The 20,508-nt window shown below is 62.2% G+C and carries 22 protein-coding genes; 13 read left to right on the top strand and 9 right to left on the bottom strand.

Features of this window, described 5'->3' with window-relative positions; genetic code table 11:
- The first annotated feature begins 63 nt into the window (after window positions 1-63).
- The 3 genes from AC0L2K_RS07620 to AC0L2K_RS07610 all read left to right on the top strand — a co-directional run bounded on the left by AC0L2K_RS07620 (window position 64) and on the right by AC0L2K_RS07610 (window position 2,089).
- Window positions 64-432 (top strand): Hpt domain-containing protein, encoded by a 369-nt coding sequence (locus AC0L2K_RS07620; protein WP_027151987.1) that lies wholly within the window; start codon window positions 64-66, stop codon window positions 430-432.
- 100 nt (window positions 433-532) lie between these two features.
- A complete protein-coding gene (locus tag AC0L2K_RS07615; protein WP_006334837.1) occupies window positions 533-853 on the top strand; it encodes a 2Fe-2S iron-sulfur cluster-binding protein in 321 nt (106 codons plus the stop codon).
- A 207-nt stretch (window positions 854-1,060) separates the two neighbouring features.
- Window positions 1,061-2,089: an NAD(P)/FAD-dependent oxidoreductase gene (locus AC0L2K_RS07610; RefSeq protein ID WP_473531023.1), complete on the top strand. Its 1,029-nt coding sequence runs from the start codon at window positions 1,061-1,063 to the stop codon at window positions 2,087-2,089.
- Window positions 2,090-2,131: 42 nt separating this feature from the next.
- Here the strand turns inward: AC0L2K_RS07610 and AC0L2K_RS07605 are convergent, their stop codons facing one another.
- Window positions 2,132-2,749: a DUF922 domain-containing Zn-dependent protease gene (locus AC0L2K_RS07605; RefSeq protein WP_031255671.1), complete on the bottom strand. Its 618-nt coding sequence runs from the start codon at window positions 2,747-2,749 to the stop codon at window positions 2,132-2,134.
- An 84-nt stretch (window positions 2,750-2,833) separates the two neighbouring features.
- Here AC0L2K_RS07605 and folP point away from each other — a divergent pair, with 84 nt between their 5' ends.
- From folP to folK, 3 genes are all read left to right on the top strand, one after another.
- Entirely contained in the window at window positions 2,834-3,676 is an 843-nt protein-coding gene (gene folP / locus AC0L2K_RS07600) for a dihydropteroate synthase (protein ID WP_473531022.1), read from the top strand.
- A gap of 109 nt (window positions 3,677-3,785) precedes the next feature.
- Window positions 3,786-4,145: a dihydroneopterin aldolase gene (folB, locus tag AC0L2K_RS07595; RefSeq protein ID WP_023801135.1), complete on the top strand. Its 360-nt coding sequence runs from the start codon at window positions 3,786-3,788 to the stop codon at window positions 4,143-4,145.
- Window positions 4,129-4,641, top strand: coding sequence for a 2-amino-4-hydroxy-6-hydroxymethyldihydropteridine diphosphokinase (folK, locus tag AC0L2K_RS07590; protein WP_473531021.1), 513 nt, complete (start codon window positions 4,129-4,131; stop codon window positions 4,639-4,641). Before folB ends, folK begins: the two co-directional genes overlap by 17 nt.
- A gap of 48 nt (window positions 4,642-4,689) precedes the next feature.
- Here the strand turns inward: folK and AC0L2K_RS07585 are convergent, their stop codons facing one another.
- Window positions 4,690-5,238 carry a DUF924 family protein gene (locus AC0L2K_RS07585; RefSeq protein ID WP_031255672.1) on the bottom strand — a complete coding sequence of 183 codons (549 nt, stop codon included), beginning with the start codon at window positions 5,236-5,238 and terminating at the stop codon, window positions 4,690-4,692.
- 18 nt (window positions 5,239-5,256) lie between these two features.
- Window positions 5,257-7,092 (bottom strand): monovalent cation:proton antiporter-2 (CPA2) family protein, encoded by a 1,836-nt coding sequence (locus AC0L2K_RS07580; RefSeq protein ID WP_473531020.1) that lies wholly within the window; start codon window positions 7,090-7,092, stop codon window positions 5,257-5,259.
- Window positions 7,093-7,345: 253 nt separating this feature from the next.
- On the opposite strand from AC0L2K_RS07580, the gene AC0L2K_RS07575 reads away from it, so the two are divergent.
- The gene (locus AC0L2K_RS07575; protein ID WP_023801139.1) at window positions 7,346-7,612 is read left to right on the top strand and encodes a hypothetical protein; all 267 of its coding nucleotides are present in this window, start codon (window positions 7,346-7,348) and stop codon (window positions 7,610-7,612) included.
- Window positions 7,613-7,854: 242 nt separating this feature from the next.
- Here AC0L2K_RS07575 and AC0L2K_RS07570 read toward each other — a convergent pair whose 3' ends face one another.
- The 4 genes from AC0L2K_RS07570 to AC0L2K_RS07555 form a co-directional block, all read right to left on the bottom strand.
- A complete protein-coding gene (locus AC0L2K_RS07570; protein WP_023801140.1) occupies window positions 7,855-8,409 on the bottom strand; it encodes a hypothetical protein in 555 nt (184 codons plus the stop codon).
- Between the two features lie 190 nt (window positions 8,410-8,599).
- Window positions 8,600-9,688 carry a YcjF family protein gene (locus AC0L2K_RS07565; RefSeq protein WP_128172363.1) on the bottom strand — a complete coding sequence of 363 codons (1,089 nt, stop codon included), beginning with the start codon at window positions 9,686-9,688 and terminating at the stop codon, window positions 8,600-8,602.
- The gene (locus AC0L2K_RS07560; protein ID WP_128172364.1) at window positions 9,685-11,199 is read right to left on the bottom strand and encodes a YcjX family GTP-binding protein; all 1,515 of its coding nucleotides are present in this window, start codon (window positions 11,197-11,199) and stop codon (window positions 9,685-9,687) included. Before AC0L2K_RS07560 ends, AC0L2K_RS07565 begins: the two co-directional genes overlap by 4 nt.
- Window positions 11,200-11,427: 228 nt before the next feature.
- Window positions 11,428-11,931 carry a SixA phosphatase family protein gene (locus AC0L2K_RS07555; RefSeq protein ID WP_128172365.1) on the bottom strand — a complete coding sequence of 168 codons (504 nt, stop codon included), beginning with the start codon at window positions 11,929-11,931 and terminating at the stop codon, window positions 11,428-11,430.
- Window positions 11,932-12,195: 264 nt separating this feature from the next.
- Here AC0L2K_RS07555 and dksA point away from each other — a divergent pair, with 264 nt between their 5' ends.
- Window positions 12,196-12,612 (top strand): RNA polymerase-binding protein DksA, encoded by a 417-nt coding sequence (gene dksA, locus AC0L2K_RS07550; RefSeq protein ID WP_006202025.1) that lies wholly within the window; start codon window positions 12,196-12,198, stop codon window positions 12,610-12,612.
- Between the two features lie 98 nt (window positions 12,613-12,710).
- On the opposite strand, the gene AC0L2K_RS07545 is transcribed toward dksA, so the two are convergent.
- Entirely contained in the window at window positions 12,711-13,457 is a 747-nt protein-coding gene (locus AC0L2K_RS07545; protein ID WP_287175215.1) for a flagellar biosynthetic protein FliO, read from the bottom strand.
- A 369-nt stretch (window positions 13,458-13,826) separates the two neighbouring features.
- On the opposite strand from AC0L2K_RS07545, the gene cckA reads away from it, so the two are divergent.
- Both cckA and AC0L2K_RS07535 read left to right on the top strand, forming a co-directional pair.
- Window positions 13,827-16,397 (top strand): cell cycle histidine kinase CckA, encoded by a 2,571-nt coding sequence (gene cckA, locus AC0L2K_RS07540; RefSeq protein ID WP_287183352.1) that lies wholly within the window; start codon window positions 13,827-13,829, stop codon window positions 16,395-16,397.
- A gap of 188 nt (window positions 16,398-16,585) precedes the next feature.
- A complete protein-coding gene (locus AC0L2K_RS07535) occupies window positions 16,586-17,296 on the top strand; it encodes a purine-nucleoside phosphorylase (RefSeq protein ID WP_473531019.1) in 711 nt (236 codons plus the stop codon).
- Here the strand turns inward: AC0L2K_RS07535 and AC0L2K_RS07530 are convergent.
- The gene (locus tag AC0L2K_RS07530; RefSeq protein WP_473531018.1) at window positions 17,293-17,598 is read right to left on the bottom strand and encodes a ribbon-helix-helix domain-containing protein; all 306 of its coding nucleotides are present in this window, start codon (window positions 17,596-17,598) and stop codon (window positions 17,293-17,295) included. The two genes, AC0L2K_RS07535 and AC0L2K_RS07530, sit on opposite strands and share 4 nt — an antisense overlap.
- 267 nt (window positions 17,599-17,865) lie before the next feature.
- On the opposite strand from AC0L2K_RS07530, the gene AC0L2K_RS07525 reads away from it, so the two are divergent.
- From AC0L2K_RS07525 to AC0L2K_RS07515, 3 genes are all read left to right on the top strand, one after another.
- Window positions 17,866-18,261, top strand: a complete 396-nt coding sequence (locus tag AC0L2K_RS07525) for a VOC family protein (protein ID WP_128244852.1) — start codon at window positions 17,866-17,868, stop codon at window positions 18,259-18,261.
- A gap of 79 nt (window positions 18,262-18,340) precedes the next feature.
- Window positions 18,341-18,889, top strand: coding sequence for a gluconate 2-dehydrogenase subunit 3 family protein (locus AC0L2K_RS07520; protein WP_128244853.1), 549 nt, complete (start codon window positions 18,341-18,343; stop codon window positions 18,887-18,889).
- A gap of 44 nt (window positions 18,890-18,933) precedes the next feature.
- Window positions 18,934-20,505, top strand: a complete 1,572-nt coding sequence (locus tag AC0L2K_RS07515; RefSeq protein WP_287138575.1) for a GMC family oxidoreductase — start codon at window positions 18,934-18,936, stop codon at window positions 20,503-20,505.
- Window positions 20,506-20,508 lie beyond the last annotated feature (3 nt).

Here is a 20,508-nt window from a genome sequence, read left to right as displayed (position 1 = left end):
AGGATGGGCCTATTTTTTGGCGGCTGCCTATTTTTGGCGACTGGAAGAACGGAGTGCAGAGTCATGCGTGGCGAAAACGGCATTGCCTTCTCGATGCCCGGCGGCGATGTGTCGGGAACGGCTGGGTCGCGGCCCGTGGACTTGGCGCATCTGGCGCGCCAGACGATGGGCGACCGCAGCCTCGAACAGGAGGTGCTGGCGCTGTTCGTGCAGCAGGCATTGTCGGTTCGCGACAGGATCGTCGACGCCGATGTGAAACAAAGACTGCTCCTGGCGCACGGGCTGAAAGGCTCGGCGCGCGGCGTCGGCGCCTTCGCTGTTGCCGATTGCGCCGGCGCGATCGAACTTCAACCTGAAGATACCAATACCCTCAAGCGGCTTGGCTCCCTGATCGAAGAAGTCCGCGATTTCGTCGCCGCCATCAGCCGTTAAACCCATTTCCGAAAAAAACGGTATAGAGCGCCGCTTTCGCGCCGCAGTTGACTTGTCTGCGGGAGTGATTATCTCGGCTGGGACTCCCTTCAGGTGACAAATGACCAAGCTGACCTTCATCGCCCATGACGGCACACATTTTGACGTGGATGCCGAAAACGGCTCGACCGTCATGGAGAACGCGATCCGCAACGCCGTGCCGGGGATCGAGGCCGAATGCGGCGGCGCTTGCGCCTGCGCGACCTGCCATGTCTATGTCGATGAGGCATGGACGGCGGAGGTCGGCGAGCCGGAAGCGATGGAAGAGGACATGCTGGACTTCGCCTACGACGTCCAGCCGAACTCACGGCTCTCCTGTCAGATCAAGGTGCGCGACGCTCTCGACGGCCTGGTTGTGCGCGTGCCCGCCCGCCAGGGCTGAAGCGTGGAGGCTTAAGCGGGGGATATAGCCGATTTTTCCGGCGCCGGCTTGGCAGCGGGCCAATGGTCATGCAGTGTCGCGCCGTTCTCTACAGCGCCGCACGTTCCCTGGACCACGCAAAGCACGCTGTAGCACGGTGATTTGGCGCAGGATCCCCGGCGAGAATCGATTCCGATTTTCGGGGTCATGCGCATCGAAGGCGCATTCATGACCGATATCATCAAGACGGACGCATTGATTGTCGGGGCGGGGCCCGTCGGCCTGTTCGCCGTGTTCGAGCTCGGCCTCTTCGACATGACATGCCATCTGATCGACATACTCGATCGGCCCGGCGGGCAATGCGCCGAACTCTATCCGGAAAAGCCGATCTACGACATTCCCGGCTGGCCATCGATCTCGGCCCAGGGCCTGGTCGACAGACTGCTTGAGCAGATCGCGCCGTTCAAGCCCGACTTCACCTTCAACCGCATGGTCTCGAGCCTCGAAAAGCTCGAGGACGGCAGCTTTCGCGTCATCACCGACGAGAACGAGGTGTTTGAAGCCAAGATTGTGGTTATCGCCGCCGGCGGCGGCTCTTTCCAGCCGAAGCGGCCGCCAATTCCGGGCATCGAGCTTTATGAGGGCAAGAGCGTCTTCTACTCGGTGCGCCGGATGGAGGAATTCCGCGGCCACGACCTGGTTATCGTCGGCGGCGGCGATTCGGCGCTCGACTGGACGCTGAACCTGCAGCCGGTGGCCAAGAGCGTGACGCTGGTGCACCGGCGGCCGGAGTTCCGCGCGGCGCCAGACAGCGTCAACAAGATGTACGCCATGCAGGAGATGAAGGAACTGGATTTCCATGTCGGGCAGGTGACCGGGTTGACCGGCACGGACGGCCATCTCTCGGCGGCGACCATCAAGGGACCCGACGGTGACACCGAGGTGCCGTGCACTCGGTTGCTGCCGTTCTTCGGCCTGACCATGAAGCTCGGACCGATCGCCGAGTGGGGGCTCAATCTTCATGAGAACCTGATCCCGGTCGACACCGAGAAATTCCAGACGTCGGTACCGGGCATCTTCGCCGTCGGCGACATCAACTGGTATCCCGGCAAGCTGAAGCTGATCCTGTCGGGCTTCCATGAGGTCGCGCTGATGGCGCAGGCGGCCAAGCGCATCGTCAGCCCCGGCGAGCGCATCGTATTCCAGTATACGACGTCATCGACCAGCCTGCAGAAGAAGCTCGGCGTCGCCGGCTGAGTCTCTTACTCGACGAGAATCGCCCTTACCGTCTGGCCGAAGCTAACCCGGCAGCCGGCCGTTTTCGATGCGCTTCATGCGATAGCGCAGCAGCCGCAGGATGCGGCTTTCGAAATTGATGGTTTCGACGCGATCGAACTGCATCTGAGCGCGGTCGTGCTTGGCAAGAATAGCGGCGGAGATCTCCGCTGCCTTGGCCTTGGCCTCCTGGCACGTCTTGCGCGGGTGGGTCGCCTTCAGCGCATCCTCGAGTTCGCCGGCATGGTTCTTGGCGATCTCGACATGGCGGTCCTCATGACGCTTGATGTCGGCCGACAATGTATCCCAAAACAGCCTTACGCCGGCATCAGCCTTGCGCGGGCGGCGCCACTCGGGAAGGATCACCTTGACCTTGACGGTGACATCGGCGTCGGCAATCGCGCAGGAGTTAGATCTTTCCGCATAGCTGACGCGGGTGGTGAACGCCATCTGCGTGGCGCCTGGATGCCGCATCCCGGTGCTTTTCACCCGAGGTCCAAGTTTCGTAAGCTGGGATCCGATATCATCGAGCGTTCTGCCGCCGATGCTGAAATAGCTATATGTCTTCACCAAATTCGCCGTGCCCGCCGGCAAGGCGGAACAAGCAAGCATCAGGGCGCAAAGCAGGGATCGTTTCATCATGTTGCCTCTTTGCCTACCTTGCGCTACGGCCGTTGCCGACGCAACGGAATTGATCTTTGGTGGATCACACATGGTTTATCGACAATGACGACAGGGCGATGGCAGCTGGCGCATGGGCGCCATCTCGACCTTGGCGGCAAGGCGGTGATCGTCGGTATACTCAATGTCACGCCGGACAGTTTTTCTGACGGCGGACTGTTCGTCGCGCCCGAACAGGCGATTGCCCAGGCGCGCCGGATGGCGGAAGCAGGGGCCTCCGTCATTGACGTCGGTGGGGAATCGACACGCCCCGGCGCATTTCCGGTAGCCATCGAGGAAGAGCAGGCCCGCGTGCTGCCTGTCATCAAGGCGCTCGCCGGGCTCGGCGAGGCGCTGATTTCGGTCGACACCTATCGCGAGGACACCGCCCGGCTTGCCGTCGCCGCCGGCGCCCACATCCTCAACGACGTCTGGGGCCTACAACGCGAACCAGGCATCGCGCGGGTCGCGGCCGAAACCGGCGCCGGCCTTGTCATCATGCACACCGGGCGTGACAGGCAAAAACTGCCCGACGTGATCGAGGATCAGTTTTTCTTCCTCGGCAAGTCCCTGGAAATCGCCCGGCGAAGCGGCGTTGCCGACGACCAGATCGTGCTCGATCCGGGCTTTGGCTTCGCCAAGGAAACCGCAGAGGAAAATCTCGACCTGATGGCACGGTTTTCCGAGCTCGATGTCTTGGGCTTTCCGCTGATGGCCGGTACATCGCGAAAGCGCTTCATCGGCGCCGTCACCGGCCGCGACGCCTCGGCCAGAGACGCCGGAACAGCGGCGACGAGCGTCATACTGAGGCTCAAGGGCGCGCGGCTTTTTCGCGTCCACGATGTCGCAATCAATGTGGATGCGCTGGCGGTTGCGGATGCTATGCTGGCGCGTGAAACCGCCGCATAGCTCGCAAATCGAAATCGATTCCAGCAGGATGCGTAGATTACAACCCTTAGAGCGTAGTCTGTGCGCCCAAGCGGACGCGCATCGCTCCAATCGAGCAGGACGCTGAGCGATGTATATCATCCGCATGAAAAATTGCGCCTTCTTCGCTCGGCACGGCGTGCTGGATGAGGAGGAGACGCTCGGCCAGCGTTTCTATGTCGACGCTGCGCTCACCGTCGAACCCGGCCGCGCGCTGGTCGATGATTCCATTGAGGATACCGTCCACTATGGCATTGCCTTCGGGGTGATCGAAAAGATCATCACCGGGGAGAGGCGTTTTCTGATAGAAGCGCTGGCGCTGGAGGTGGCCCGGGCGCTGACAGCCCGCTTTCCCCAGATAAAAAAGGCCGAGATCACTGTGCGCAAGCCGAACGCGCCGGTGCCCGGCGTGCTCGATCATGTCGAGGTGACCGTTGCCTGGCCCCAATAACACGGTCTACCTCAGCCTTGGCGGCAATCTCGGCGACCCGGCAAGGTCGATGGGCGCGGCGCTGCGCATGCTGGACGCCGACGGGAACACGCGCGTCGTTGTCGTCTCCTCGCTTTACCGCACGCCGCCCTGGGGCAAGCTCGACCAGCCGGATTTTCTCAATGCGGCCGCCGAAATTTCGACCGTGCTCGCGCCACATGCATTGCTCGATCTCTGTCTCGACGTCGAGCGCAGGCTGAAGCGGGTGCGCGAGGAGCGCTGGGGTCCACGGCTGATCGACATCGACATTCTGGTGTTCGGCGATCGGATCATCCACGAAACCGGGCTGGAAGTGCCGCATCCGCGCATGCTGGAGCGCGCCTTCGTTCTGGCGCCGCTGGCCGAGATCGCGCCTGACCTCACCGTCGACGGCAGAAGCGTGACGGAGCGGCTTGCCGCTCTCGACAGCGCCGGCATCGAGCGACTGTCGTCCGGCCGGAATTGGTGGCTGACCTAAAGCATCGAACCAAAACCTCTAACCATTTTTGGCTCCGATGCACTGAGCTCAGCCGGAAAACCCGCCGCCGTCGAGGAACACCTGTTCCTCCGGCGTCGTCTCGCGGCCAAGCATCCTGTTTCGATGCGGAAAACGGCCGAAGCGCTGAATGATCTCCAGGTGCTCGACGGCATACTTCAGATAGGATTGGGCTTTGGCGGTGGTGAGGTCCACCGATTTGAGCTGGTCGGCGAGATGCTCCGAATGCTCATAAGGCAAATAGAGGAAGACGCGAAGCTCTTCGTCGAGCGCCAGATCCTGGCCGGCGGCGATCGCCTTTTCGGCAAAATGCCTTGCCAGCGGGTCGGTGGCATACATATGGCCGGTGCCGCGAAAGCAGTTTCGCGGGAACTGGTCGAGCAGGATCATCAGCGCCAGTGAGCCTTCGGCATGCTCCGACCATCCGTCGCATTCACGCCGCGCGGCAGCGTAATGCAGCTCAAGAAACCAGTTGCGGAACTCCGCGTCGAAGGCGTCATTCTTCTCGAACCATGCATCTTTCCCGGCGTCACGCCAGAATTTGGTGACGGAGAGCGCGCGCTCGTCCAGTTCGATCATCTGTTTGCTCTCCAATGTTTAGTCGGCAGGCTCGGATTTGTGCAGAACGCCGGCGGTTTCTTCATTGAGCGCCTGACCGGAGCGGCGCGGCTGGCTGAGCGGTGTCGGAATGGGTGTGCCGATATTGCCCTTGAGGAAGCGCGCTCCGGCGCGAACCCCTTCGGCGAGCTGCAACTCGAAACGGGCGGAATCGCGGTGGCGGACGTCCTCGATCACCTCGGCGACTTCCTCGGGGTCGACGCCCAGTGCTTCCAGCGTGGAGCCGCCGAAGACAAGCGCTGATTCGAAGGTTTCGCGAATCTGGAAATCGACGTCGGCACGTATCAACTGCAGTGCGGTTCCGCGGTCGAAAGCGCGTGCCAGCACGGTGAGCAGGGGAAACTCCGCCTTGATCAGCTTTGCGATGCGGACGGCGACATCGGGCTTGTCGACGCAGATCAACACGGCGCGCGCGCGGCCGGCGCCGGCGGCACGCAGAATGTCCAGCCGCGTGCCGTCGCCATAATAGACCTTGAAACCGAAATCGGCCGCCGCCTGGATCATCTCGACCTCATTGTCGATGATCGAGACGTCGATCCCGCGCAGCAGAAGCGGCTGGCTGGCGATTTGGCCGAAGCGGCCGAAGCCGATGATCAGCACGCTGCCGGTCAGGCCATCGGCGATGTCGACGCCTTCGAGCGACTGCTCGTCGCGTGGCGTCAGATACCGCAATGCCAGAATGGCCAGCGGCGTCAGCACCATGGAGATGATGACGATCGCCGTCAGCGTCGCGTTAGCCTGGCTGTCGATGATGCCGACCGCCGCCGCGGCGGAATAGAGAACGAAGGCGAATTCGCCGCCTTGCGCCATGAAGACGGCGCGCTCGAGCGCCTCCCGGTGGCCGGTCTTGAGGATGCGGGCGACGAGATAGATGCCGATCGCCTTTATCACCATGTAGGCGACGACGTAGATGGCGACAAGCCGCCAGCTCTGGGCAACCACGTGCAGGTCGAGCGACATGCCGACAGCGAGGAAGAACAGCCCGAGCAGCACACCGCGGAAGGGTTCGATGTCGGCCTCGAGCTGATGGCGGAAGGTGGATTCCGACAACAGCACGCCGGCCAGGAAAGCGCCCATCGCCATCGACAGGCCGCTGAGCTGCATGGCAAGCGCCGACCCCAGAACGACCAGAAGGGCGGCGGCGGTCATCACTTCGCGGGCGCGGGCATCCGCCAGGATGCGGAAGAACGGATTGAGCAGGTAACGCCCGGCCAGCACCAGCCCGACGATGGCGGCAAGACCGATGCCCACCTCCGTCAGCCGCTGCGTCAAGCTCATATCGGCGCCGCCCGGTGCCAGGAAAGCGATCAGCGCCAGCAGCGGCACGATCGCCAGGTCTTCGAGCAGCAGGATGGAGACGATGCGCTGGCCTTTGGGCGCGGCCATCTCACCGCGTTCCTCCAGAAGCTGCATGACGATCGCCGTCGAGGTCAGCACGAAACCGGCGCCGGCGACGAAGGATTGCGAGACCGGAAAACCTCCCGCCAGTCCGACCCCGGTCAGCAACAGCGCGCACACGCCGACCTGCAATGCGCCAAGGCCAAAGATCTCTCGCCTGAGGCCCCACAGCCGTGATGGCTGCATCTCCAGCCCGATGATGAACAGGAACATGACGACGCCGAGCTCGGCGACGTGAAGAATGGCTTCCGATTCGGAAAAGATGCCGATGCCGAACGGGCCGATGACCACGCCGGCCGCCAGATAGCCGAGGATGGAGCCAAGCCCCATGCGCTTGAAGATCGGCACGGCGACAACACCTGCGGCGAGCAGCGCCACGACGTGGATCAAATCGCTGCCCGCTGCTTCTGCCGCCATGCCTGCCGTTCCGTTCTCTCTAGGGACCGCTGCACGTGCTGCGGCATCGAGCGGCAAAGATAGGGGCTTCGGTTGAGATCGAACAGTCCGAATCCGGAAACTGGTGCAGCAGTGTTGCAGGCGCGCTCCACAACTTTATCCACCGGCTGCGTTGTGTGTTGCAGAAATCGGGCGCTAAGGACGCCGCGGCCTTGGCCGTGAGGGGCGGATGACGATTAAGTCGGCCGCCTTTTTTTTGAGGGAGACGACTGACATGAAGACATTTTTGCTTGTTGCCGTTGGCATCGCGGCGCTTGCCGGATCGGCCTGCTCGAAGGCGCCGGACTGCACCACCGAAATGCTGACCAAGAAGGCCCAGGACATGACCGCAGCCCTTCAGGAGGCAATTACCAAGGATCCGGCCAAGGCAGCCGATCTCACCGCCAAGGTCCAGGCGGTCACAACCAAGTATCAGGGCGCGACGACGGCGGAGGAGGCCTGCAAGGCCTATGACGAGCTGACTGCCGCCATCAAGGCCTGAGAATCGATTTGAGTTTTGCTAAAAGAAGCGGTGGCCGTGGCTGCCGCTTTTTTGGTGAATAGTGAATAGTGAATAGTGAATAATGAATAGTGAATAGTGAATAGTGAGTAGTGAGTAGTGAGTAGTGAGTAGTGAGTAGTCAGTAGTCAGTAGTCAGTAGTGAATATCTAATTCCATTCACCATTCACCATTCACTAAATTGCACAGCGCGTTGCATTTTCACTGGATGCGCAGACGATCGTTCAGTTCGGCGCGATGGAGCCGACTTCGAGCGTATCGACGCGCTTCAGCTTCATGCCGATGACCGGCACCAATTGCTGGTCGACGCGCACCGCAACCGTCACTGTCATCGAATTGTCGTTGGGGACAAGAGCCTGCATGACGCCGCGCAACTGGTTACGGTTGATGGTGAAGACGACCTTGTTGGCGCTGACCACATTGCCGCCGATGATGTCGAGACCGGAACCGGCGGCACCGCCCATGAAGCTGCCCTTGTAGCCCTCGCGGCCCTTGTGCTGGATCGTCGCCGACATCTGCTGGGTGAACATGCCGACCCGGCAACCGCCGTCGAGCGACATGCCGATCTTGCCGTCCGGCGTCGAACCGGTGAAATTGCAGGTGAATTTCGTGCCCTTGTATTTGCCGGCGACGATTTCCCCCGGGCCGACCCATTCGCCTTTCACCGATTGAAAGAACTTCTTGTCCCGTTCTGCCGCAAAGGTCTTTTCGGCCATGCCGGCGGTTGTTGAAACCACGACTGCCATGGGCAGGACGCTAGACAAGATCACGCTTTTCATCGACGACACCCGGCAACAAAGAGACTGGTTTGGAACCCGTCCGACCATGAACAAGATTGGTTAATGCTTCGTCACCGGTTGCGGATGACCCCGAAAATCGGACGCGATTTGCGCTGGGATCATGGGCAAAACAAACGTGTTGCAGCATCCCTTGGCGCGCCACCAGGACGTGCCGCGTCGGAGACGGTCGTCAGGTGTCGGAAGCGGATGTTTCCTTCTGCTTTTTGGTTGCAAATGATGTCAGCGCGGACAGGAAATCGCCCATGCCGGGCCGCCTCGCGGCGCTGAAGGGCAGGGGCCTTGCGGTCTCCATCGCAGCAATGCCGATGCGCGCCGTCATCATGCCGTTGACGACGCCTTCGCCAAGTTTTGCCGAGAGCCGGGCGGCAAGGCCATGGCCGACGATCTGCTGCACGAAACTGTCGCCGACGGCAATCGAGCCGGTCACCGCCAGATGGGCGAGAACGCTGCGTGCCAGCCGGAAGAACCCCAGTGTGCCCGGCCGGCCGCCATAAAGCTCCGACAGGCGGCGAATCAGCCGGCCGGCTTCGAACACGACATAGGAGACGTCGACCAGAGCGCGAGGGCTGACCGCCGTCACCAGCGACACACGCTTTGCCGCTTCGAGGATCATCACCTTGGCGCGTGCATCAAGGGGGCCGAGGATTTCGGTCTCGGCCAGGCGCACCAGATTGCCGCCGTCGATGATCTCGTCGCGCAAGTCTGCCAGGGCGCGTCTGCCGGCCGCGGTTTCGGGTTTGGCCGCGACAAAGGCCGACAGTTCCTCGACCACTGCGCGAGCGGCTTTCGGATCGTCGCGGGCGATGGCGTCGAGCGCCCGCATCTGCAGCTTTTCGACCTCGGCGAGGCGGGTGATCGCCAGGAACTCGCGGACGAGGATGACCAGAAGCGCGAGCAGCGCGACCACGGCCATCCCGGCGGCCAGCCAGCCCAGCCATTCGGCACGGGCGAACAGATCGCGAATCAGCCGGTCGGTCCAAAGGCCGAGGGCCAGCGAAACCAGAACGCCCAATGCGCCGAAGAACAGGCTGACTGATATCGAGCGCTGCCGCGGCGCGGTCGCCGGCGGCGGTTCGGCGGCGATGATGTCCGGCTCGTCGAATACGTCGATTTCCGCCGGCGTGACGACGGCAAGGTCAGCGTTCACGGTGCGTGGTTTTCTGGCCGCAGCGGCGTCGGGCTGGCGCGAGGCCGCCTGTTGCTTTGGCGGGGCTTCCGGCTCGATGCGAAATGCCGCCGGCTTGCGGGGCGCGGTCATGCCAGATGATCTCCGATCAGGAACTGCAGGGCACGGTCGAGCCTGATATGCGGCAGCGACAGCGTGACGCCTTCGGCAGTGCGTTCGAGTTTTGGCGGGCGAAAGCGCACGAAACGGATCGCCGGGTCCTCATTGGCCTGCCGATGGCCTGGGCTCTGCCGATGGCCCCGGTTCTGCTGACGGTCTGGTCCGGAGACATCGAACAATGCATCAATTTTCTCCGGCAAGTCACCGGGAAATATGGCTGTTTCTGTTCTGCCATCAAATGTTTCGCCGTTGATCTTTTCACCTTTCAACGGTGTGCCGATGATGACCGGCAGCGTTTCGCGGCCTTGCTTGACCGTGCCTTCCCGAGTCGCTCGCACCGCCGCCAGGGCGACCACGTCGACATCAGCGCCGGTGAAATTCGCCCGCGCCACGGCGCGGTCGGCGAGCCGCCGCACGATCGCCTGCAGCCGGTCATGGCTTTCGTGATGCAGATGGTCCGCCTTTGTCGCCGCCACCAATATGCGGTCGATGCGCCTTGAAAAAAAGTCCGTCAGGAAATTGCCGCGACCGGGGCGGAAGCAGGCGAGGATTTCGGTCACCGCACGTTCGAGATCGGCCATCGCGCCGGGCCCGGCATTCAAGGCCTGCAAGGCGTCAATCACAACGATCTGACGGTCGAGGCGCGTGATGTGCTCCCGGAAGAACGGCTTTACGACATGCGTCCTGTAGGCCTCGTAGCGCCGCTCCATCATAGCCTGAAGCGACCCGGGCCGCGCCCGCCGCTCGCTCAGCCCCGGCAACGGCGCGAAGGTCAGCGCCGGTGAGCCCTCAAGGTCGCCGGGCATCAGGAAACGGCCGGGTGGCAGGGTCGAAAGCGCCCGCTCGTCGAGCTTGCATGCCTTGAGATATGCGGCGAAGCTCTCGGCGAGGCGTCGCGCCGTCATCTCATCGGCGTCGGCATTCGGGTCGATTGCGGCGGAGAGCGCGCGCCATTCCTGCGAAAGGTCGGCGCGCACCGGCAGCACGGCCATGTCAAAGGCTTCGCGTGAGAAATCGGCGTAGGATTTGCCGAGCAGCGGCAGGTCAAGCAGCCATTCCCCAGGATAGTCGACGATATCGATCGACAATCTGCCTGATGAGAACATGCGGCTCCAGCCGGAGGCCGATTCATATTCGATGGTAAGCCTCAGCTCGGAAATGGCACGTGTCGAATCCGGCCACAGGCGGTCGTTGACCAAGGCCGCGATGTGGTCCTCGTACTGGAATCGCGGCACGGCGTCATCGGGTTGCTCTTCGAGGAAGGCACGGGCAACACGCCCCGATTTCTGCGCCTCGAACAGCGGCAACCGCCCGCCGTGGATCAGATTGTGGACAAAGGCTGAGATGAACACCGTCTTGCCGGCGCGGGAGAGGCCGGTAACACCCAGCCGCAGCGATGGCGAAAAAAGCCCGGTAGCGCGCCCCGACAGCGTATCCAGGGCAATCTTCGCCTCGTCGGTGAAAGTGGTCAGCGATGATGCCAAAATGCGGTCTCTCGGGGCGTCGGTCCGCCCCGATATAGGCGCTGGCGGCTAGTGTGGCGAATCCGAAATTCGCAGTACCTTGGAGCATCGCAGTGAGCGAATTTCGGATTCTAAGTCACACTGGCAAACCATCGTTTCTAGCGTGGTTTTGGAATTTGAAGTTCCTGAACGCTGACGCCATTGAAGTGGCAGGAACGTCAAATCCACCACGCTACGTTTGAAAAGGCGTCAGATATCGGCCGGCGACAGGAAGGCTTCGAGATAGCCGGTGCCTTGCGCGGCGTTGGCAAGACTGCCTGGAAAACGGACGACCGCGAGGCCGGAGGTCGGGAAGCCGTGGTTCAGCATTCCCCTGGCAGCCTCCTCGCCATCGCCCGAAAGCGCGATGGTGAGATCTTCCGTCATTGGATTGTGGCCGACGACGAGCAGCGAGCCTGGCTCGCCATTGCCGCGGATGAGCTTGAGATAGCCGGCGGCATCCTCGCTGTAGAGCGTCTCCAGGAACAGGACCCGGCCCGTATCGGTGTGACCGGCCAGGCCCTCAAGCGTTTGGCGCGCTCGCTTTGCATTCGAGCAAAGGGTCAGGTCCGGAATGTAGTTGCAGGCCCGCATGACCGCACCCATCGTTTCGGCGTCGGCGACGCCGGATGCGTCGAGCGGACGATCGAAATCGCGCATGCCCGGCAGGGCCCATCCGGCCTTCGCATGCCTCAGCAGATAAAGCTTGCTCACCGGTCCCTCGCTTGTGCCAAACACCGAAACTCGTCAAAAGGCGCTGCGGGATTAGTCATGAGAAACGCCTTGCGCACAATGGCCGGCGCCCTACAAACCTAACGAATCATACGCGAATTCGGTCGCGCCCTTCATGCGAATGATGCGGCCCATGGCATTTTGGCCGAGATTAACAATTGCGTGAATCTGTCGTCGATTGCGCTTGTGCAGCATTCGGTCCGTGAATATATAGGCGCCAAATTTGGGGCTGTCTGGGTGAGTCGAATGAACGACATCGTTACCGCCGATTACGTACCCTCCGAAGACGAGCCGTTCATGAACGAGCGGCAGAAATCCTACTTTCGCCTGAAGCTCGTCACCTGGAAGAACGACATACTGCGCGAAGCGCGCGAAACTCTCGAAATCCTGCAGCAGGAAAACGCCAACCACCCCGATCTCGCCGATCGCGCCTCTTCGGAAACCGACCGCGCCATCGAACTTCGCGCCCGAGATCGCCAGCGGAAACTCATTTCAAAGATCGATTCTGCGCTTCAGCGCATCGATGAAGGCACTTACGGCTATTGTGAGGAAACCGGCGAGCCGATCGCGCTGAAGCGGCTCGATGCGCGTCCGATCGCGACCCTGTCGATCGAGGCGCAGGAGCGCCACGAACGCCGCGAGAAGGTCTACCGCGACGACTGAAGCACGGGCGAAGCGTCCAAGCGGGCGAAGCGTCTAAAAGCAGCCAGCGAATTTGTCATGGCCGGTCTCCGGCCATTTTTTTATTGGCTGTTGGCCGGTTATCTCTTCTGGCTGGACAACTCGCCGAGAAGCTTCGTCATCTCGTCATCGAGAGACGACGGCTCTTTCGCCGCCGGCTTGCTCTCCGGCTTGGCGGGGTGCGGGTCATCAAACGGGACCTCGAGCTCCCTCATCAGCGTATCGTCGATGGAATCCTCTTTTGCCGGGGAATTCGGCTTTGCCGGGGAATCCTGTCTTGCCGGCGATGGCGCGTACCGAACGGCATTGGTGTAGGCGGGCAGCGGCGTGATGGTCGTCGATTGAGGGCTTTGCGCTGCTGGCCTCGGCGCCGGGGCGGGCTGATGCGGCCGGCCCGGCGTTGGGGCGTTGCTTGCCGGCTGCGGAGACGGTGTTTGCCTCACTGGCGCGGGAGCCGGTTGCGGCGCGCGCGGCGGCGGTGCCGGCTGATGGCCGCCGCCATCTCCGGTCAGTGCAGGACGGCGCAGCGCCGACAGCCTGATGTCGCGTTCGACGACGACGTCGGTCGGGCCGCCGATCAGCAGCAGGTGCTCGATATCGTCGCGGCGCACCAGCACCAACCGGCGGTGACTGTCGACTGCGGTGGCGTCCATCACCGCCAGCCGCGTCTTGCGGTTCCTGCCGCCGGCAACGAATGTTCCAAAAGTCAGATTGCGGACCAGCTTGATGATGAGGAGAACGATGACCACAAGGACAAGCGCGACAACGGTCCACAGGATCGCCGCGGCATAACCGGGACCCGCCACGCTATCCAGCCACTGCAGCATTGGTGCACCCAAAATCAGCTTTCGAAGAAGACGCGACACTAGACTGTTGCGGCACGCGACTGCAAGTTACGTTTCGCGCTTCGTGAACAGCTTGAAACACCCATTTTGTGGATTTCAAGCTCCTGCGAATTGAGGGGGTCTGCGTTCCCACTTCAATCCACGACGCTGGATTTTCAGCAAGTTGCTGGCGTGGTGAATCCAAAATTCGCTCGCGTCGGACCAGGAATGATGCGAATTTCGGATTCGCCGCACCAGGCGCCGAACGGGTGTCATTTTTAGCGGACAGTGGCCGCCAAGGCCTTTTCCGGACCCTGAGAATGTGATTCAACCGGGCAGGGGCAAGTACCGGAATTCACGAGCAGGGGGCACATGGCCAAGGAAGCGCGCGGCGATTTCTATCCGGTACCGATCGTCGACCAGAACACGCGACCGGGCGCGGTCACCCGGCTCATCGTCTTCATCGTTGTGCTGACAGGAGCGGCGATCGTTTTCGGCCTTTTCCGAGAACGTCTTGGCGATCCATTCCTGCTTGGAATGCTTGGCGTGCTGGCGATGATCGGTGTCGGCTTCCTGTTCGCCACCGCCATCGGCTTCGTGCAGATCACACCGCGCTCGACGAGTGACGAGCTGTCGAAAGCCTTCGTCGATTCAATGTCGCAAGGCCTCCTGGTCACCGACACCAAGGGTCGTGTCGTCTACGCCAATCGGGCCTATGCCGAGATGACGGGCGCGGCTTCTGCGGCGGATCTAAAGACCGTCGAAGGGTTGCTGTCCGATGTTCCCGAGGCCTCGGTGACCATATACCGGCTCGCCTCCGGCCTGCGTGACGGCCAGCCCGGCGACGGTGAGTTTAGGCTTGCCCAATCCATTCGACCCGGCGCTGAGCCGGGCGCGCGCTGGTACCGTGTCCGCGCCCGCGCCTTCAGCGTTCCGGGCCAGCGGCTGCCCTTGCTCGCCTGGCAACTCGCCGACATCTCGAAAGAACGGGCCGAGCAGGAGCGCTTCTTCCTTGATCTGCAGGAGGCCATCGACCATCTCGACCATGCGCCTGCCGGCTTCTTTTCGGCCGACCAGGAAGGCCGCGTCACCTACATCAACGCCACGCTTGCGGAGTGGCTGGGCATCGACCTGACTAGCTTCACGCCTGGTGCCGTCACGCTTGCGGAGATCGTCGCCGGCGACGGCATGGCGCTGGTCCGCTCGGTCAAGGCCGATCCCGGCACCACCCGCAATGCGGTCATTGATCTCGATCTGACGACAGTGAAGGGCGAGGCGCTGCCCGTGCGTTTCATGCATCGGGTTTCGGCCAGCCGCGAGGGCGCCAACGGTCCGACGCGCACCATCGTGCTCAACCGGACGCAAGGCGAGGACGCTTCCGCCGATCTGCGCGCCTCGGAGATCCGCTTCACCCGCTTCTTCAATTCGACGCCGATGGCAATAGCGGCCGTCGACAACCGCGGGCGCATCCTGCGCACCAACGCGCCTTTCCTGTCGCTGTTTTCCTCCGTCGTCGACGGGGACGCGGTCGATCGGCGCGTGCGGCTGGACACTGTGATCCATGAGCGTGACCGACCCGCCTTTGCCGCGGCGTTCGAAAAAGCGCGACAACGGCAGGCCGATATCGAACCGATCGATACGCTGCTGCCCGGCAATGAAGAACGGCACATGCGCTTCTACGTCAACGCGGTTGCCGACGGCACCGGCGAGGGCGCCGAAGAATCGGCCATCGTCTACGCCGTCGAGACCACCGAGCAGAAGGCGCTCGAGGGCCAGATGGCGCAAAGCCAGAAGATGCAGGCGGTCGGCCAGCTTGCCGGCGGCATCGCACACGACTTCAACAATGTGCTGACCGCCATCATCATGGCGTCGGACCTGTTGTTGACCAACCACCGCCCGTCGGACCCGTCGTTCCCCGACATCATGAACATCAAGCAGAACGCCAACCGGGCGGCCTCGCTGGTGCGGCAGCTTCTGGCCTTCTCGCGCAAGCAGACGCTGCGGCCGGAGGTGCTCAACCTGACCGACGTGCTTGCCGATCTGCGGATGCTGCTGGCCCGTCTGGTCGGCAACGACATCAAGCTGAAGGTCGATCATGGCCGCGATCTGTGGCCGGTGAAGGTCGACATCGGGCAGTTCGAGCAGGTGGTGGTCAATCTGGCGGTCAATGCGCGCGACGCGATGCCGAACGGCGGCGAGCTCATCGTGCGCACCCGCAACGTGACCACACAGGAGAGCAAGAGCCTTCCCTACCGCGAACTTGCGCCTGCCGATTATGTGGTGGTCGAAGTTGAAGACACAGGCAGCGGCATCGCCCCCGAAGTGCTCAAGAAGATTTTCGAACCCTTCTTCACCACCAAGGAGGTCGGCAAGGGCACCGGCCTCGGCCTGTCGATGGTCTATGGCATCATCAAGCAGACAGGCGGCTTCATCTTCTGCGATTCCGAGGTCGGCAAGGGATCGGTGTTCCGCATCTTCCTGCCGCGCTACATTGCAGAGGCGCGAACGGCAGGCGAGCCCGGCGAGGCGCCGGCTGCACCGGCAAAGGTCGCCGACGCAGCCAAGGACCTGTCAGGTTCGGCCACGGTGCTGCTCGTCGAGGACGAGGATGCCGTGCGCATGGGCGGCATGCGGGCGCTGACGTCGCGCGGTTACACCGTCCACGAAGCGTCCTCGGGCGTCGAGGCGCTGGAAATCTTCGAGGCGCTCGGCGGCAAGGTCGACATTGTCGTTTCCGATGTGGTGATGCCGGAAATGGATGGGCCGACGCTGCTTGGCGAATTGCGCAAGCGGCAGCCGGACATCAAATTCGTCTTCGTTTCCGGCTACGCGGAGGACGCGTTCGCCAAGAACCTGCCGGCAGACGCGCATTTCGGTTTCCTGCCGAAGCCGTTTTCGCTCAAGCAACTGGCCACGATCGTCAAGGACGTGCTGGAATCTTAATGCATGTCGCGCAAAAGTGTGCAGCGGTTTTGCGATAACGACATGCATAAAACGACAACCTAAAGCGCGCCGCATGAGGCCGGTCAAACGCGACGCGCTTTAGGGCTCACTAATTCGCACTTGCGAAATGGCGTGAGACTGCCATGATTATGGGGCCAAACAGACGGCGGGTTTTGGGGGAGCATGCCGTGACGCCGCACAACGAGGCAGGCAAGGGTGATTATGCGGCAACAGTGCTGTTGCCGGGCGATCCGCAGCGTGCCGAATGGATGGCGGAAACCTTTCTCGAGGCGCCGCGCTGCGTCAACCGTCGAAGGCAGGCCCTCGGCTTTACCGGCCTGTTTCGCGGCAAGCCCGTCAGCATCCAGTCCACCGGCATCGGCGTCTCGTCATTCCTGATCTACGCCCATGAATTGCTGGACTTCCATGGCGTGAGGACACTGATCCGCACCGGTACCTGTGGTGCCCTGACTGCCGCGGTCAAACTGCGCAGTTTAGTGATATCGCAAGCGGTGCGGGGTGAGAGTGCCGAGAGCGGCCAGGTTTTTGGGCTTTATGGTGCTGATGCCGGACCCGATCCGGATCTGGTTTCCCAAGCCCTGGCCCGGGCTGCCGAAATCGGCATCGAACATCAGGCCGGACTGACCATCTGCAGCGACATATTCTATCACCCCAAGGGGCGCGACCGCTTCGCCGAAGCGCAGGCACAGGGCGCGCTGGCCGTGGATATGGAGACCAGCGCGCTCTATCGCATCGCCGGGCATTTCGGCGCCAGGGCCTTGTCGATGCTGACTGTCGTCGACAATGTGGTGACCGGCGAGCAAACCGATTATTCCGAACGCCAGGCGCTCTTCACCGATATGACCCGCCTGGCGCTCGATGTCGCGATCGAAAGTTAAGCTGCTTGCCGCTTCGGCGCCGTGTGGTCTTCGATGCCGGGCCGATGGCCGCGCAGATAGAGAGCACAGGTCGTGCGCAGCATCGAGGCGAAGTTCGGAATCTGGCCATTGATCTCGATGGCCTCGTCATAAAGCTTCGAGATGAATTTCGGCGTCGTCAGGCCCTGGCTGTTGGCGATCTCGTCGAGCAATGCCCAGAACGTCGCCTCGAGCTGGATGCTGGTCGAATGCCCGTCGATACGAATCGACCGGTTGATCTGCCGGTAGCCGTCCGGATCCTGCCCGGCAAAAACCCTGCACATCGTTACCTCCCGTTCTTATTGATCTGGCCGTTCTTATTGATTTTGGGCGCAACCGGCAGTGATTCGCGCCTTTGGCAGTGCCTGTCGTGGCCATTTATCTTCAACTGGAAAGCGGAAAACAGCAATCGGAGTTTCGTCCTTAGAGACTCTTAGCGGTTCCCACCCCGTCGTTAGATTAGCGCGTGGTAATCGGCTGCCACCACGTTTGCCGCAACCCGCGCATAATCACGCCGACGCGCACATCGCGCTTACCGCACGGAGTGTCATTTGGCGAAGGCGATCCACACCATGATCCGGGTTCTCGACGAGGCCCGTTCCGTCGACTTCTACCGGAAAGCGTTTGGACTGGACGTCGCCGAACGGCTCGATTTCGAAACCTTTACGCTCGTCTATCTGAGCAATGCCGAGGCGGAGCTCGAGGTCGAGCTCACCGTCAACAAGGGCCGGCAGGAGCCTTATGCGCTCGGCGACGGCTACGGCCATCTCGCGGTTTCGGTCGCCGATCTGGACAGCGAGCATGACCGGCTCGGCGCGCTTGGCCTGAACCCGAAGAAGATCGTCGAGTTCAACCGCGACGGAGCGGTGCTCGCACGCTTCTTCTTCATCGAGGATCCCGATGGCTACAAGATCGAGGTCCTGCAGCGTCAGGGCCGGTTCAAATAGGAGATACGACGGCCGCGCCGGCCAGCGCGGCGCCAGCCAGGGCACCTTCGGGTGCAGACAGCAAGCAAGGGAGGAACAATTGGTCACAATTTATGAGAGCAAGCCGGTCCATGAAACGAAGCCAGTTCTATCGCGCCGCGAGCTACTGAAGCGCGGCGGTGTCGGCGCGCTGCTGGTCATTTCAGGCAGTGCCGTCATCAGCCCGGAACATGCCTGGGGTCTCGAAACATCCGCGCTCAAGCCCGAAACCATGGCGACCCTGATCCAGATGGCGCGCGACATCTACCCGCACGACCAAGTGCCTGACAAATATTACGCAATCGCCGTCAAGGCGCATGATGAGCAGGCCGGCAAGGACCCTGCCCACAAGGACCTTGTCGAAAAGGGCATCGCCGATCTCGATTTGAAATCGGGCAAGGACGGCTACACCGGTCTCGGCTGGGAGGAGCAGCGCGTTGCGGTGCTCAGGGATATCGAGGACACGCCGTTCTTCCAGGCCGTCCGCGGCGGGCTTGTCGTCAGCCTCTACAACCAGAAGGAGGTCTGGCCGATCTTCGGCTACGAGGGCGAGTCCTACTCCAAGGGCGGCTACATGGCGCGCGGGTTCGACGACATCGAGTGGCTCTGAGCCCCGTCGTCGCAACCGCACACAGACATCAATGGGAGGAAACCTTGGCGGCACCATTTGATCTCAACAACGACGGCGTGGTCGTCATCATCGGCTCGGGCGCCGGCGGCGGCACGCTCGGCAATGAACTTGCGCAGAAGGGCATCGATGTCGTCATGCTGGAGGCGGGCGCCCGTCACGAATACGAGGATTTCATCAATGACGAGTGGGGTTCATTCGCCCAACTCGCCTGGACCGACAAGCGCACGACCTCGGGCGACTGGCGGGTGGCGAAGGATTTCCCCAACCTGCCGGCATGGATCGTCAAGGCGGTCGGCGGCTCGACCACGCACTGGGCGGGTGCCTCGCTGCGCTTTCAGGAGCACGAATTCAAAACGCTTTCGACCTACGGAAAACTGGAAGGCGCGAACCTGCTCGACTGGCCGATCACGCTTGCCGAGCTCGAGCCCTACTACGCAAAGGCCGAAGACAAGCTCGGCGTGACGCTCACCAACAACATCCCGGGCCTTCCCGGCAACAACAACTTCAAGGTGATGAAGGCCGGCGCCGACAAGCTCGGCTACAAGGAGTGCCACACCGGCCGGATGGCAATCAATTCCGAGCCGCGCGACGACCGCAATGCCTGCCAGCAGACCGGCTTCTGCTTCCAGGGCTGCAAATGGGGCGCCAAATGGTCGACGCTCTACAGCGAAATTCCCAAGGGCGAGGCGACCGGCCATCTCGAGGTCAGGCCGAATGCCATGGCCATCAAGATCAACCACGATGCATCAGGCAAGGTAACCGGCGTCGTCTATGCCGACAAGGACGGCAAGCTGAGGGAACAGAAGGCCCGCATCGTCGCCGTCGCCGGAAATTCGATCGAGAGCCCGCGGCTGCTGCTCAATTCGGCATCGAGCCAGTTTCCCGACGGCCTTGCCAATTCGTCGGGGCAGGTCGGCAAGAACTACATGCGCCACACCACGGGCTCGGTCTACGGCATCTTCGACAAGCCGGTGCATATGTATCGCGGCACCACCATGGCCGGTATCATCCGCGACGAAGCCCGCAACGATCCCTCGCGCGGCTTCGTCGGCGGCTACGAACTCGAGACGCTGTCGCTCGGCCTGCCGTTCATGGCCGCCTTCCTCAATCCCGGCGGCTGGGGGCGTTCCTTCACCACGGCGCTCGACCACTACGACCACATGGCCGGCATGTGGATCGTCGGCGAGGACATGCCGCGCGAGGAAAACCGCATCACGCTGCATGCCGATATGAAGGACGCGCACGGCATGCCGGTGGCGGACGTCCATTTCGACGACCATGCCAACGACACGGCGATGCGCAACCACGCCTACAAACAGGGCTCGGCGCTCTACGAGGCGGTCGGGGCGACGCGGACCTTCCCGACGCCACCCTATCCCTCGACCCACAATCTCGGCACCAATCGGATGAGCGAGAAGGCGGCCGACGGCGTCGTCAACAAGCATGGCCAGGCACACGACATCAAGAACCTGTTCGTGTCGGACGGCAGCCAGTTCACCACGGGCGGGGCTGAAAATCCGACATTGACGATCGTGTCGCTGGCGATCCGTCAGGCCGAGTACATTGCCGGACAAATGTCGGCCAAAAGCATTTAGCCA

The organism is Mesorhizobium sp. WSM4817, from assembly GCF_055811135.1.
Note: the sequence above shows the minus strand (reverse complement) of the source record. Positions and strands in the feature narration are given on the sequence as shown.

Bases quoted from the DNA above. Each gene is read 5' to 3' on its own strand.
- AC0L2K_RS07620 (WP_027151987.1), top strand. From the start codon at position 64: ATGCGTGGCGAAAACGGCATTGCCTTCTCGATGCCCGGCGGCGATGTG.
- AC0L2K_RS07615 (WP_006334837.1), top strand. From the start codon at position 533: ATGACCAAGCTGACCTTCATCGCCCATGACGGCACACATTTTGACGTG.
- AC0L2K_RS07610 (WP_473531023.1), top strand. From the start codon at position 1,061: ATGACCGATATCATCAAGACGGACGCATTGATTGTCGGGGCGGGGCCC.
- AC0L2K_RS07605 (WP_031255671.1), bottom strand. From the start codon at position 2,749: ATGATGAAACGATCCCTGCTTTGCGCCCTGATGCTTGCTTGTTCCGCC.
- folP (WP_473531022.1), top strand. From the start codon at position 2,834: ATGACGACAGGGCGATGGCAGCTGGCGCATGGGCGCCATCTCGACCTT.
- folB (WP_023801135.1), top strand. From the start codon at position 3,786: ATGTATATCATCCGCATGAAAAATTGCGCCTTCTTCGCTCGGCACGGC.
- AC0L2K_RS07585 (WP_031255672.1), bottom strand. From the start codon at position 5,238: ATGATCGAACTGGACGAGCGCGCGCTCTCCGTCACCAAATTCTGGCGT.
- AC0L2K_RS07580 (WP_473531020.1), bottom strand. From the start codon at position 7,092: ATGGCGGCAGAAGCAGCGGGCAGCGATTTGATCCACGTCGTGGCGCTG.
- AC0L2K_RS07575 (WP_023801139.1), top strand. From the start codon at position 7,346: ATGAAGACATTTTTGCTTGTTGCCGTTGGCATCGCGGCGCTTGCCGGA.
- AC0L2K_RS07570 (WP_023801140.1), bottom strand. From the start codon at position 8,409: ATGAAAAGCGTGATCTTGTCTAGCGTCCTGCCCATGGCAGTCGTGGTT.
- AC0L2K_RS07565 (WP_128172363.1), bottom strand. From the start codon at position 9,688: ATGACCGCGCCCCGCAAGCCGGCGGCATTTCGCATCGAGCCGGAAGCC.
- dksA (WP_006202025.1), top strand. From the start codon at position 12,196: ATGAACGACATCGTTACCGCCGATTACGTACCCTCCGAAGACGAGCCG.
- AC0L2K_RS07545 (WP_287175215.1), bottom strand. From the start codon at position 13,457: ATGCTGCAGTGGCTGGATAGCGTGGCGGGTCCCGGTTATGCCGCGGCG.
- cckA (WP_287183352.1), top strand. From the start codon at position 13,827: ATGGCCAAGGAAGCGCGCGGCGATTTCTATCCGGTACCGATCGTCGAC.
- AC0L2K_RS07530 (WP_473531018.1), bottom strand. From the start codon at position 17,598: ATGTGCAGGGTTTTTGCCGGGCAGGATCCGGACGGCTACCGGCAGATC.